The sequence below is a fragment of the Streptomyces sp. Ac-502 genome (genome assembly GCF_045222935.1).
GTDB lineage: Bacteria > Actinomycetota > Actinomycetes > Streptomycetales > Streptomycetaceae > Streptomyces > Streptomyces monomycini.
The window spans coordinates 8,766,934-8,780,398 of sequence record NZ_JBHFFO010000001.1 but is presented as its reverse complement, the minus strand read 5'-3'; the positions used below and the strand labels follow the sequence as shown (position 1 = coordinate 8,780,398).

The 13,465-nt window shown below is 71.2% G+C and carries 10 protein-coding genes and 1 pseudogene; 10 read left to right on the top strand and 1 reads right to left on the bottom strand.

What is annotated here, in order from left to right; genetic code table 11:
* Positions 1-20 precede the first annotated feature (20 nt).
* The 10 genes and pseudogenes from ACEXOX_RS39720 (at position 21) to ACEXOX_RS39675 (ending at position 12,621) form a co-directional block, all read left to right on the top strand.
* Entirely contained in the window at positions 21-749 is a 729-nt protein-coding gene (locus ACEXOX_RS39720) for a hypothetical protein (RefSeq protein WP_406525572.1), read from the top strand.
* 730 nt (positions 750-1,479) lie between these two features.
* Positions 1,480-1,785, top strand: coding sequence for a putative quinol monooxygenase (locus ACEXOX_RS39715; RefSeq protein WP_406525571.1), 306 nt, complete (start codon positions 1,480-1,482; stop codon positions 1,783-1,785).
* Positions 1,786-2,226: 441 nt separating this feature from the next.
* The gene (locus ACEXOX_RS39710) at positions 2,227-3,798 is read left to right on the top strand and encodes an AMP-binding protein (RefSeq protein WP_406525570.1); all 1,572 of its coding nucleotides are present in this window, start codon (positions 2,227-2,229) and stop codon (positions 3,796-3,798) included.
* Positions 3,799-4,016: 218 nt separating this feature from the next.
* On the top strand, positions 4,017-5,486 hold the full coding sequence (locus tag ACEXOX_RS39705; RefSeq protein ID WP_406525569.1) for an aldehyde dehydrogenase family protein: 1,470 nt from the start codon (positions 4,017-4,019) through the stop codon (positions 5,484-5,486).
* A pseudogene (locus ACEXOX_RS39700) lies at positions 5,483-7,161 on the top strand (APC family permease). Before ACEXOX_RS39705 ends, ACEXOX_RS39700 begins: the two are co-directional and overlap by 4 nt.
* Before the next feature lie 294 nt (positions 7,162-7,455).
* Positions 7,456-8,631, top strand: a complete 1,176-nt coding sequence (locus tag ACEXOX_RS39695; RefSeq protein WP_406525568.1) for an Ig-like domain-containing protein — start codon at positions 7,456-7,458, stop codon at positions 8,629-8,631.
* Positions 8,632-8,918: 287 nt separating this feature from the next.
* Positions 8,919-9,434 carry a helix-turn-helix domain-containing protein gene (locus ACEXOX_RS39690; protein WP_406525567.1) on the top strand — a complete coding sequence of 172 codons (516 nt, stop codon included), beginning with the start codon at positions 8,919-8,921 and terminating at the stop codon, positions 9,432-9,434.
* Positions 9,435-9,628: 194 nt separating this feature from the next.
* Positions 9,629-10,153 (top strand): hypothetical protein, encoded by a 525-nt coding sequence (locus tag ACEXOX_RS39685; protein ID WP_406525566.1) that lies wholly within the window; start codon positions 9,629-9,631, stop codon positions 10,151-10,153.
* 9 nt (positions 10,154-10,162) lie between these two features.
* Entirely contained in the window at positions 10,163-11,407 is a 1,245-nt protein-coding gene (locus ACEXOX_RS39680) for an MAB_1171c family putative transporter (RefSeq protein ID WP_406525565.1), read from the top strand.
* An 8-nt stretch (positions 11,408-11,415) separates the two neighbouring features.
* On the top strand, positions 11,416-12,621 hold the full coding sequence (locus ACEXOX_RS39675) for a cytochrome P450 (RefSeq protein WP_406525564.1): 1,206 nt from the start codon (positions 11,416-11,418) through the stop codon (positions 12,619-12,621).
* Between the two features lie 50 nt (positions 12,622-12,671).
* On the opposite strand, the gene ACEXOX_RS39670 is transcribed toward ACEXOX_RS39675, so the two are convergent.
* A complete protein-coding gene (locus tag ACEXOX_RS39670) occupies positions 12,672-13,418 on the bottom strand; it encodes a thioesterase II family protein (RefSeq protein ID WP_406525563.1) in 747 nt (248 codons plus the stop codon).
* Positions 13,419-13,465: the final 47 nt, after the last annotated feature.

Sequence of the window (13,465 nt, the reverse complement as noted above, 5' to 3'; positions counted from 1 at the left end):
CTTACAAGAAGACCACCAGCGTGAAGTCGGCGAAGGTCACGATGACCATGTCGGTGCCCGACGGGATGCCGGACAATGGCGAGACGAAGATGACCGGCACCATGGCCTGGAATCCCACGGCGCTGGACATGACCATGAGCGACGGCGGGGCCAAGGCGAAGTCGGGGGACGACGAGCCGAAGCGCATGATCTGGGTCGACGGCGTCGCCTACATGGACATGGGCGACTTCGAGGGCAAGAAGTGGGGCAAGCTCGATCTGAAGGCCGCCGCCAAGGAAGCCGGCGACGAAGAGATGACCAAGGCCGTGACCGCCGGCCTCGACGACGCGGAGCAGGACCCGGCCCAGCAGCTCGCGATGTTCCTCGGCTCGCCGAACGTCAAGCACCTCGGTTCCGGCCAGGTCGACGGCGTACGCGCCGAGCACTACAAGGGCTCGCTGACGGTCGAGGAGGGTCTCAAGGGCGCCAAGACGGTCAACGCGCTGAAGCCGGAAGACCGCGAGAAGCTGCTCGCCAACGTCAAGAAGAGCGGCATCAAGGGCTACGACTACGACGTGTGGGTCAACAGCGACGACCTGCCGGTGCGGATGACCGTGGACGTCAAGACGCCGCTGGGCACCGTCAGCACCTCTGCGTCCTACTCCGACTACGGGACCACGACGGCCATCAAGGCGCCTCCGGCCGCTGAGACCACCGACCTGCTCACCATCCTCAAGGAAGCGGCAGGCCGAGGCCGCAGCAGCATCTGAGCAGTGGATTGCCGACATGTCGACGGGTGGGCCTGCTCACGGGCCCACCCACTTCACCCCTCAGGGCTTACCTCTCTCGATCGTGCAAGGTCTCTTCGTTGTCCACCGTCGGCGTTCGCTTCTTTCGCCGTGCAGAGCGTCGTAGGAGCGTCGTTAGCTTGATCGTCAAGTAGACGACCGCGAATATGACGCAGCGAGATACCAGCTCAGAGCCCCATGCTCGGTCCGTCAGAAGGGTCGTGGCGGCGCCTGCCGCAGTGCCCAGGACGACCGGCACTCCCACCCACAGCCACCAGCGCCTCATACCCGGTGGATACCCGAGGCCGGCAGTCCTACTTCGATGACCATCGGTCCAACTGCACTGTCGAAGGGCAGTAGCCCGGCCGGCCGCGGTGTGGTGGCGAGGCATGCACGCTGAGTCGTACGGCCAGACAGTGCGCGTCACCGGGCCGAAGATTACTCATGTCGCGTCAGGAGCTCTGAGCCCGTTCGCGCCAGAGTGCTTCTTACTGGTATCGCTCGCTGCCGCGGGTCAGGACCCAGATGTAGTACCAGGGGCTGTCGCGCAGGGTACGCGGGCTGTTGTTCGCGGCACTTTGGACGATTGCCCAGATGCCGCCCGCGCCGGCGGCGCCCATGACACGTTCCGGTTTCTGACCAGGCGTTACGGTCCCGGACGGGCGGTGGGATAGGTTCGTACGACATTCCGTTCGCCCTGGAGGTCGCAGGTATGCCCGTCGTAGTCGCCACGGTCCGCACGAAGCCCGGCGAGCTGGAGACGGCGCTCGACGTCTTCCGTTCGCACGCGCCCGCCGTCCACGAGGAGGACGGCTGTCTGCTGTACGCGGTCCACGCGGGCGAGGATCGCGTGGTGGTCGTGGAGAACTGGGCGGACGGTGCGGCGCTGGACGCCCACTCCCGGGGTGCCGCGCTCGCCGGGATCGCCGCCGGGGTGAGCGAGCTGCTCGCCGCGCCGATGGATGTCGCCGTGCTGGACGCCGTCCCGATGGGCGACCCGGGCAAATCGACGCTTTAGGCACATCGCGCGGAGCGCCACCCGTAAAAGGAAGGCAAATACTCCGTCAATTCGCCGTCAGCGAGAGTCCGTCATTTCGGACGTTGTGTTTTCCCCGTGAGCGGCCGTCGCCTCCGCGCGTACGGCCGCTCACGCCCGTATACCGCCCGAGCGGCCTCGCCCCCCGTTAACCGGCCATTCTCGCAACGCCCTCAGGCTCCCCCTGCCACCCGCCTGACCTGCCGCTTCATGCGCCCGCAAAGTTGCGGGGGAAGGGGCACCGCGCTCGCGGGCGCTCCTGCGCGACCGGGCCGGTTGGCCAAATGTCCGCGCCTCGGTAAAAGGCCCGCCAACGGGCGTTCGTGCCAACTTGGAACCCTTGATCGACGACCGTTAGCATGGAATTGGTTGTCCGGGGCAACTAACTATCCGTCGTGCCCCGGAATCAAGGAGGAATCACCTATGCCCGACACCGCGCACGACTTCCGCACCTACGTGGAGGAGAACCTCGACGCTCTGGGGACCGACCCCGGGCGCGTGGCGCTGGTGCACCAAGGGCGACGCGTCACCGCGGGTGAGTTCCGCGCCCTCGTCCACCGCATCGCCCGCGCGATGCGGGGTCAGGGCATCGACCGCGGCCGGACCGTCACGCTGCTCAGCGGCAATCTGCCCGAGACCATCGCCGCCCGTTACGCCGCCAACCTCATCGGCTGCCGGGTCAACCACCTCTACAACAAGCTCTCCGCCGACGTGCAGGCCACCATCGTCAAGGACGTGGAGACCAGCGCGCTGATCGTCGACCCGCGCTTCGACGACCGCGGCGCCGAGCTGACCGCGCTGGCGCCGGTGGCGACCGTACTGACCCTGGGTCCCGCGAAGTTGGGCACCGACCTGCTGGAACTGGCCGCCGCCGAGAGCGACGAGCCGTTCCCGAGCCTCGCGCAGCCCGACGACATCTGCACCATCCGCCACACCGGTGGCACCACCGGCCACCCCAAGGGCATCTGCACCACCTACGGGCAGGTCCGTTCCTTCGTCGCCGACAACGACGAGGACGCCGGCGACGCCAAGGTGCTCTGGGAGCGCCCCTCGGACGAGGAGGGGGCCCGCCTCCTGGTGTGCACCACCCTGGCGCACGCGGGCGGCATGATGGCCGACGTCACCCTGCGCGAGGGCGGCCTGGTGGTCCTCCACGAGGACTTCGAGCCGGGCGAGGTGCTGGCCACCATCGAGCGGGAGCGCATCACCCACCTCTTCCTGCTGCCGCCGCTGCTCTACCAGCTCACCGACCACCCGGACGCGGCCACCACCGACACCTCCAGCCTGCGCTGCCTGACCTACGGCGGCTGCCAGTCCTCGCCCGCCCGCATCGCCGACGCGATCCGGCGCTTCGGCCCGGTGCTGGTCCAGTTCTACGGGCAGAACGAGGCCGGCGGGATCAGCGTGCTGCCCGCCGGGGAGCACGACCCGGACAACCTGGAGCGGCTGCGTTCGGCCGGCCGCATCCTGCCCAACGTGGAGGTGGCGGTCCGCGACGAGAACGGCCGCGACCTGCCGCGCGGCGAGCACGGCGAGATCTGCATCCGCTCCGAGAGCATCATGCAGGGCTACTGGAAGCAGCCGGAGCTGACCGCCGAGGTACTGCGCGACGGCTGGCTGCACACCGGCGACATCGGGTTCCTGAACGACGAGAACTACCTGACCATCGTCGACCGGATCAAGGACATGATCGTCGTGGTGGGCGGGCACGTGTACACCACCGAGCTGGAGGACCTCCTCAACACCCACCCGCAGGTCGCGCAGAGCGCCGTCTTCGGCGTGCGCGACGAGGACCGGATGGAGCAGGTGTACGCGGCCGTGGTGCCCGCCGCCGGTGAGAGCGTCGACGAGGACGGCCTGCGCACGATGGTGCGCGAGGCGCGCGGCGCCATGTACGAGCCGGCCCGTATCCGGTTCGTCGACGCGCTGCCGCTGACCGACGCCGGGAAGCCGGACAAGAAGAAGCTGCGCGAGCTGGCCACGACGGCCGCCTGACCTCGCACGGCCGGGACCGGCCCCCGTCTCTCCGGAGGCGGGGGCCGGTTTCGTACGGAGTCCACCGGTCCGCCGCCCTCCCGGGGCAGCCACCCGGAGCAGCGCGCCGTGCGGGCCCACCACCCCCGCCTACGCTCGGTACACAGATCGCACAGATCGTCACCACGGGCTGTCCGGCCGGGCCGCCCGACCGCGAGCACAGGCACGGAGGCTCACCCATGCCGGAGCTGTTCATCGGGGGTCAGTGGACCGCCGCGGCCGACGGGGAGGTGCGCGAGATCCGCTGCCCGGCGGACGGCACGCTGGTCGCCACCGTCGACGAGGCGGGCGCGGCGGACGCGGCCGCCGCCGTCACCGCGGCCCGTGCGGCGTTCGACGACGGGCCGTGGCCGCGCACCCCGGCCGCGGAGCGCGGGGCGCTGCTGCTGCGGGTCGCGGATCTGCTGGAGCGTGACAAGGACACGTACGCGCGTGCCGAGTCGCTGGACACCGGCAAGCGGTTCGTGGAGAGCCAGTACGACATGGACGACATCGCGAACTGCTTCCGCTACTTCGGCAACCTGGTCGCCTCCGGCAACGACGGCCGGGTGGTGGACACCGGGCAGCCGGAGGTCGACAGCCGGGTGGTGTACGAGCCGGTCGGCGTCTGCTCCCTGATCACGCCGTGGAACTATCCGCTGTTGCAGACCGCCTGGAAGGTGGCGCCGGCCGTCGGCGCGGGCGACACCTTCGTCCTCAAGCCCAGCGAGCTGACCCCGCACACCGCGATCCTGCTGATGCGGACGCTGGCCGAGGCGGGGCTGCCGGACGGGGTGGCCAATCTGGTGCTGGGCGCGGGGGCCGCCGTCGGCACGCCGCTGACCACCGACGAGCGGGTGGACCTGGTGTCCTTCACCGGCGGTCTGGTGACCGGGCGGAGCATCATGGCCGCCGTCGCGCCCACCGTGAAGAAGATCGCGCTGGAGCTGGGCGGCAAGAATCCCAACATCGTCTTCGCCGACACCGACTTCGACACCGCCGTCGACTACGCGCTGATGGCGGTGTTCCTGCACTCCGGGCAGGTCTGCTCGGCCGGCGCGCGGCTGCTGGTCGAGGACGGGCTGCACGACGACTTCGTGGACGAGCTGGTGCGCCGGGCCCGCGCGATCCGGCTGGGCGGACCGTTCGACGAGGACGCCCGCAGCGGGCCGCTGATCTCCGCGCAGCACCGGGACAAGGTGGAGAAGTACGTGGCGGCGGGCCTGGCCGAAGGCGCGGTGCTGCGCTGCGGCGGCGCGCGGCCCGACGACGCGGCCCTGCGGGACGGTTTCTACTACCTGCCGACCGTGCTGGACGAGTGCTCTCCCGGCATGTCGGTGGTGCGTGACGAATCGTTCGGCCCGGTGCTGACCGTGGAGCGGTTCCGTTCCGAGAAGGAGGCCGTCGCGCTGGCCGCCGACACGGTGTACGGGCTGGCCGCCGGTGTGTGGACGCAGAGCGTGGAGCGGTCGCACCGGGTGGCCGCCCGGCTGCGCGCCGGCACCGTGTGGATCAACGACTTCCACCCGTACGTACCGCAGGCCGAGTGGGGCGGCATGAAGCAGTCCGGCGTCGGGCGGGAGCTGGGCCCGGCCGGGCTCGGGGAGTACCAGGAGGCCAAGCACGTCTGGCGCAACACCGCGCCCCGGCCGCAGCGGTGGTTCGAGTGAGCGGCACCGGGCCGGCGGCGGGCGGCCCCGCGCAGGAGGGTGGAGCGGCGGACGGCGGGAAGCCTGCCGACGAGGAGGCGACCGGCAACGGCACCGCGCCGGCCGACGACGCCTCCGACAGTCCCGACGACGACGAGTCGCTCGCGGAACTCGGCTACAAACCCGAACTGAAACGCACCCTCGGCAACTTCCACACCTTCGCCGCGGGCATCAGCTACATCTCGATCCTCACCGGCACCTTCCAGCTCTTCTACTTCGGTGTCAGCCACGGCGGGCCCGCCTACTGGTGGTCCTGGCCGATGGTCTTCTGCGGCCAGCTGATGGTGGCGCTGTGCTTCTGCGAACTGGCCGCCCGCTACCCGGTGGCCGGATCGGTCTACAACTGGTCCAAGCAGCTGGGCGGGCCGCACGTGGGCTGGCTCGGCGGCTGGATGATGATGACCGCGACCATGGTGTCGCTGGCCGCGGTGGCGCTGGCCTACCAGGTCACGCTGCCGCAGATCTCCTCGTTCTTCCAGTTCGTCGGCGACGGCAGCGGGCAGACCGACCACGCCGCCAACGCGGTGCTCCTCGGTGCCGTCCTCGTCCTGTTCACGACGCTCATCAACGCCTTCGGCGTCAAGCTGATGGCCCAGATCAACTCCGCCGGTGTGGCCATCGAGCTGATCGCCGCGCTGGCGCTGATCGTGCTGCTGGCCGCGCACATCACCCGCCCCCGAGCGCGCTGACCGAGACCTACGGGCTGGCGGAGGGCCAGTCGCTGGGCTACCTCGGCGCGTTCCTCACCGCGTGCCTCGCCTCCGCCTACGTCATGTACGGCTTCGACACGGCGTCGTCACTCGGCGAGGAATCCAAGGACCCCGGCCGCAACGCGCCGCGCGCGATCCTGCGGGCCCTGTTCGCCTCGTTCCTCATCGGCGGGCTGATCCTGCTGTTCGCGCTGCTGGCCACCCCGGACCTGCACGCCAAGGAGCTGTCCGTGGACGGGCTCCAGTACGTCGTGCTCAGCACCCTCGGCTCGACGATGGGCCAGATCATGCTGTGGTGCGTGGTCATCGCGATCACGGTGTGCGCGCTGGCCGTGCACACCGCGGGCATCCGGCTGGCGTTCGCCATGGCCCGGGACACCAACCTGCCGGCCGCCTCGCTGCTCGCCCGGGTCAGCCCGCGCTTCCAGACCCCGGTGGCGCCCGCGGTGATCATCGGGTGCATCGCGGTCTGCATCCTGCTGATCAACGTGAACCAGCCGCAGATCTTCTCGGTGATCACCAGCATCGCGATCATCATGATCTACGTCGCGTACCTGATGGTGACCGTGCCCCTGCTGGTACGGCGGCTGCGCGGCCAGTGGGAGCCGGCCGAGGGCAAGTTCTCGCTGGGCAGGTTCGGGCTGCCGGTCAACATCCTCGCCGTCCTGTGGGGCACCGCGATGGCCACCAACCTCGCCTGGCCGCGCCCCGAGGTCTACAACGCGACCGGCCCGCAGCACTGGTACCTGCGCTGGGGCGCGTTCCTGTTCGTCGGGATCGTCGCCGTCGGCGGCTTCACGTACTACTGGTTCGTCCAGCGCAAGCGCACCTGCGTCCTGGCCGGACACGCCGCCGAGACCCCGGAGGACGCGGAGACAGCCGATGCTCCGGGCGACTCCCAGGGCCCGACCGCCGCGTCGCCCTGAGGGTCCGCCGCCGGACGTTCCACCGTTCACGCCCCGCCAGGCCACGCCTGGCGGGGTTTTCGCGTTCCGGTCCGGTCCGGCGGTGACCCGGCCGCCGGGCGCCTCGTCGGCTCGGCGTACACCTGTACCGATCTGTGACACAAATATCCGTTTCTCCAGGCAACCGATCATGCGGTGTCACCCGTCTGCATCTACGGCGGTTGCCTGCGACCGGGTTCCGGGGGCGGCGTGACCGCGCCGGAGGCCGGGCGATGCCCGCCACAGCCTGTTGTGTTGCTCTGGAGGGAACCGCTCGTGCACGTCAGATCAGCCCGTCGCACCGTCCTGCTGTCCGCCACCCTGGTGGGAGCCGCGCTGCTGACCGCGTGCGGAGCGGACGGCGGCTCACAGACGTCGGACAAGCCGGCGGCGAAGGTGACCGTGACCCCGGCGGCGGGCAGCAAGTCCGCCGCGCTGGGCTCCCCGATATCCGTGAAGGTCGACGGCGGCAGCCTCACCGCCGTCGAGGCCAAGGACGACAAGGGCGGCAAGGTCGACGGGAAGCTGTCCGGTGACGGCTCGTCGTGGACGTCCGAGGGCAAGGTCAAGCCCGGGACCACGTACACCGTGCACACGAAGACGAAGTCGGGGGACGGCAAGGAGGCGGCCGCGGACTCGTCCTTCACGACCGCGCAGGCCGAGAAGGTCAACAAGCTCACCAACACCCCGTCCAACGGGCAGACGGTGGGCACGGGCATGCCGATCTCCATCCTCTTCGACAACCCGGTCGCCAAGGACCGGCGCGCCGAGGTCCAGAAGGCCCTCAAGGTCACCACGCAGCCGCAGGTGGAGGGCGCCTGGGGCTGGGTCAGGGACTGGGGCGGCAAGGACCGTCTCGACTGGCGGCCCAAGACGTACTGGCCGGCCGGCACCAAGGTGTCCGTCAAGGGCGGCCTGGGCGGGATCGACTCCGGCGAGAAGGGCGGCTGGTTCGCCCGCGACTACGACTTCGGGTTCACCATCGGCGCGGACCACAAGGCCGTCATCGACGTCACCGCGCACAGCATGACCCTGTACGAGAACGGCAAGGCGGTCGACACGATCCGCGGCTCCGCGGGCTCGCCGCAGGACCCGACGCGCGGCGGCGTGCACACCGTACGCAGCAAGAACGCGGCCGAGACGATGGACTCCTCCACCATCGGCCACGGCAACGAGTGGATGCTGGACTCGAAGTGGGTGACGCATCTCACCGCGTCGGGCACCTTCCTGCACTCCGCGCCCTGGAACAAGTCGGTCGGCGTGGTCAACAACAGCCACGGCTGCTTCGGCATGACCACCTCGGACGCCAAGCGGGCCTACGACTTCCTGACGATCGGCTCCACGGTCGAGGTGAAGAACACCACCAGCACCAAGAAGACCGATGTCGGCAACGGCCTGGAGGTCTGGCAGGAGAGCTGGGAGCAGTGGCAGCAGCGCAGCGCGGTGAAGTGACCGCGGCACGGCCGGGGCGCGGGCGCGCCTGAGCGTGCGAGCGCGGACGTGGGGCTCCCCGGAGACGGGGCGGGCCCCACTCGCGGTTGCGGACGGGTTCGGACCACACCCCCGTGCCGGTCCGAACTGTCCGCCCCGCGTCACACCAGAGTCTTTGACTCAGGTGTGAAGAATAGAGGCTCCAAGCGGAGCGTGCCAGCCCACACGGGAGGGAGCGCCCATCCGTCCCGGCCACCGGGCCACTACAGTGGAGGTCTCACGTTTGGCCTTGAAGGGAGCGCGGCGCGATGGGGGACGAGGACCGCGGGCCGGTCAGCCTGGCCGAAAAGCTGGACCGGCTGTTCCGGGAACGAAGTCGCGAGCGGGGCAAATCGCTGTCCGCCAACGACGTCGCCACCGACATCAACATCAGGGCCGGCGAGCAGGTGATCTCCGGCAACTACATCTGGCAGCTGCGCAAGGGCAAACGGGACAACCCGACCAAGCGCCACATCGAAGCGCTCGCGGAGTACTTCGGCGTGCCCGCCGCGCACTTCCACGACCAGCAGGACGCGGGTCCCGGCGGCGCGGCGGCCGACCGCACCGGCCGGCCCCCGGAGCTGCTGGAGGCCATGCAGGACGCGGGGGTCATCGCCATGGCCGCGCGCTTCATGGACATGTCCGCCGAGTCCCGTACGGCCGTACTGGAGATGATCGACCGCGTACGGAAGCTGGAAGGGCTGCCGGACGTCGGCAGCACGACGGGCAACGGCGCGGGGAATCCGGTGGGCAACACGGGAGAAACCTGGCGTACCGCCCGCTGAACCATGGCCCTGACCGACATACCCCCCGCGCCGTCCCCGGCTGCCGCCCCGCCCCTTTCCGGGCCGGACGACCGGGCGGCCGGGCCAGCGGCGGCCCCCGGGCCCGCACACGACCCCGTTCGGGAGGGGCCATCCGGCGCTGCATGAGACTGGCACGTGTACCTTTCATGGCTGAGGCCGAAGGAGAGCACGCCATGAAGTTCACACGGCGACCGGACCGTGTGCTTGCCGACTGTTCGGACCGGCTACGGGGGCTGCACATCCCCCGCCCCTTCGAGCTGGGTGCCTTCCTGGACCGGCTCGCCGAACAGCGCGGCCGCCCGATCCACCTGGAGCCACAGGTCACGCCGCCCGCCGGGCCGTGCGGCCTGTGGATCGCCACGCGGCGGGCCGACTATGTCTTCCACGACGCGGCCACCACCGCGCTGCACCGCGACCACATCGTGCTGCACGAGGTCGGCCACATGCTCAGCGGCCACTCCAACCTGCTCTCCGGCGAGGCCGCGCACGCCCTCGTGCCCGACCTCGACCCCGCGTCGGTGGAATCCGTCCTGGGCCGCAGCCACTACAGCGACCAGGACGAGCAGGAGGCCGAGATGATCGCCTCGCTGATCCTGCGGCGCGCCGACCGTACCCCCGCCCGCCGCCCGGCGACGTCCCAGCAGGCCGAGGTCCTCAGCCGGATGGACGACGTCTTCGGCTCCCCGAAGCGACGGTAGACACCCCAGATGGTCAACGTTCTCTTCCTCTCCATAGCCGCCGTCCTGCTGCTGGCCGCCGCGTACAAGGCGCGGCCGCTGCTGCGCCGGCCGCGGCCGCGGGGCCTGGGTGCCCTGTGCGGGTTCCTGACCGGACTGGGCGCCTCGCTGGTGTTCCTGACGCCGGCCGTCGGCGACGCGCTGAGCGTCGTCACGCCCAAGCTGGGCCGGCTGCTCGGCAACTGCAGCACGCTGGCCGCCGCCACCTGCATCTCGATCCTGCTGCTGCGTTTCAACGAGGAGCCGCCGGACGCGGACCGCAAGGCGCGCCACCGGCTCGTGACGCTGGGGGTCGTCCTGGTCGCGATGGCCGCCCTGTTCTTCGCCTCGCCGGTGGACGACTCCCCCGGCGCCCCCACCTTCGGCGAGCTGCCGCGCACCGAGCCGCTGCTGAACATCTACGTCCTGGTGTTCACCGCGCACCTCGGCGCCGCCATCGTCGACCTGCTGCGTCAGGCGCTGCGCTACTCCCGGCACGCGCCGCGCACCAGCCTCCGCTACGGGCTGCGCGTCATCGCCGCCGGCTGCGCGCTCGGCATGGTCTACATCGGCTACAAGATCGTCCACGTCGTCGGCCTGTGGACCGACGCCGCCTGGCTGCCGCCCGAGCAGCTGTGCAGCTCCCTGGTGACGCCCGCGACCTGCACCTTCAGTGTCGGCCTGCCCGCCATCTGCAGCCTGCTCCTGGTCATCGGCGTCCTGCTGCCCGCCGTCGGCCCGGCCCTGGCCTGGCCCTGGCGGCGGATCCAGCTGTGGCGGCTGCACCGCGGGCTGCACCCGCTGTGGGCCGCGCTGACGGCGGCGGTCCCGGAGATCCAGCTCACCGCCACCGAGAACCGGTACGCGGCGCCCGACCCCGAGTTCCGCCTCTACCGCCGGGTGATCGAGATCCGGGACGGGATGCTGGCGCTGCGCCCGCACCGCAGCGACGGGGTGCGCCGGGCGGCCGAGGAACGCCTGCGGTCCGACGGGGCCGACGCACGGGACCTGGACGCCGGGGTCGAGGCCGCGGTGCTGGCCGCGGCGCTGGAGTCCCGGCGCGGCGGGGGCGCCCCCGCGCACACGGTCAGCGCCGAGGACGCCACGCTGACCCGCCCCGAACTGAACGATCTGTTCGACGAGGCCCGCTGGCTGCGCAGGGTCTCGCACGCGTTCATGGCGTCCGGCACCGGCCCCGCACCGTCCGCACCGTCCCGGCCCGCCGCAGGAATCTGAGGTCACACGTGAGCCACCCCATGGAGTCACCGGAGTTCTTCCGCGACCCGTACCCGCTGCTCGCCGCGCTGCGCGAGCGCGGCCCCGTCCAGCAGGTACGGTCCGGGCCGCACGGCGCGACCTGGCTGGTCACCGGGTGGGCCGAGGCCCGTACCGCCCTGGCGGAGCCCCGGCTGTCCAAGGACACCACCCGCTACTTCGCGGACAAGCCGTCCCGGCGCGATCTGGCTCCCGCCGTCAGCGCCACCATGCTCGCCACCGACCCGCCGGACCACACCCGGCTGCGCAGGCTGGCCGTCAAGGCGTTCACGCCGGCCGCGGTGGCCCGTCTGGAGCCGCGGGTGGCGGAGATCGCGGCCGGTCTGCTGGACCGGATGGCCGCCCGCGGCGGCACGGCCGATCTCGTCGAGGACTTCGCCGTACCGCTGCCCATCGAGGTCATCGGCGACCTGCTCGGGGTGCCCCGCGAGGACCGGACCGCGCTGCGCGGCTGGTCCAACGACCTCTTCGCGGCCGGCGCCCCGGACACCATCGACACCGCCTCGCACGCGATCAGCGACTACATGACGGAGCTGATCGCGAAGAAGCGGGCCGCCGGGGCGGCGGAGGACGCCGTCGGCCCGGACCGCGACCTGCTGACCGACCTGATCGCCGCACGCGACGAGGGCGAGCGGCTCAGCGAGTTCGAACTGGTCTCGCTGGCCGTCCTCCTGGTCGTCGCCGGTCATGAGACGACCACCAGCCTGATCGGCAACGGCGCGCTCGCACTGCTCCAGGACGACGCGCTCCGCACCCGCCTGCGCCAGGACCCCGCGCTCGTCCCGGACGCCGTGGAGGAACTGCTCCGCTACGACTCCCCGATCACCACGGCCACGTTCCGGTACGCGGCCGAACCGCTCACCCTGGGCGGCGCGGAGATCGCCGCGGGCGACGTGGTCCTGGTCTCACCAGGCGCCGCCAACCGGGACCCGGCCCGCTTCACCGACCCCGACACCCTCGCCCCCGGCCGCGCCTCGGGCCACCTCTCCTTCGGCCACGGGCCCCACCACTGCCTCGGTGCCCCGCTGGCCCGCCTGGAGGCCCGGATCGCCTTCCACGCCCTCCTCACCCGCTTCCCCGACCTGCGCCTGGCCGCGCCTGCGGCCGAACTCCCCTGGCGCCACACCCGTCTGATGCACGGCCTGGCGCACCTGCCGGTCACGTTCGCGGCCTGACCCGCCCGCCGGCGGCCGTACGCCGCGGACGGGCCGGGCCGGCCCCGGTCTCACTCCCCCGAGGCGAAGTCCTCCACCGCGCGGCAGACGGCGGCCGCGTGGTCGGCGAGGTAGAAGTGGCCGCCGGGGAAGGTCTCCTCGCGGTACTCGGCGACGGTGTGCGCCTTCCAGGCGGCCGCTTCCTCGCGGGTCACCCGGGGGTCCGCCGCGCCGGTGAGGCACAGCAGCGGAATGTCGAGCACGGCGTCGGCGGCGGGCCGGTACAGCTCGATCGCGCGGTAGTCGTTGCGGATCGCCGGGAGGATCAGCCGCACGATGTCCGGGTCGTCGAGGAGCTGGCTGTGGGTGCCGTCCAGACGGCCGACCTCGGCGAGAAGTTCCTCGTCGGTGCCCCGGTGGAGGTGCCGCTCCTCGCGGAACATCGAGGGCGCGCGACGGCCGGAGACGACGAGCCGGCGCGGCGCGGGCCGCCCGAGGTCCGCGAGGCGCCGGGCGGTCTCGAAGGCGACGGACGCGCCCATGCTGTGTCCGAACAGCACCAGCGGGGTGGTGTCGTGGGGGTCCAGGCAGCCGACCACCTCGTCGGCGAGGCCCTCCACGGAGGTGACGAACGGGTCGTTCCACCGGTCCTGGCGACCCGGGTACTGGATCGCCGACACGTCGAACCGTTCACCGAGGTGGGCGGCGAACGGGCGGTAGTACGAGGCGGATCCCCCGGCGTGCGGGAAGAAGATGAGGTGGGCGGCGGGCCGCGGCCCCCGGCGTACGTCCCGTATCCAAGCGTTCTTCCCCGTCATGTGTACGTGCTCCTGTGCTGGTGGGCCGATGGTCGGGCTGCTCGTCC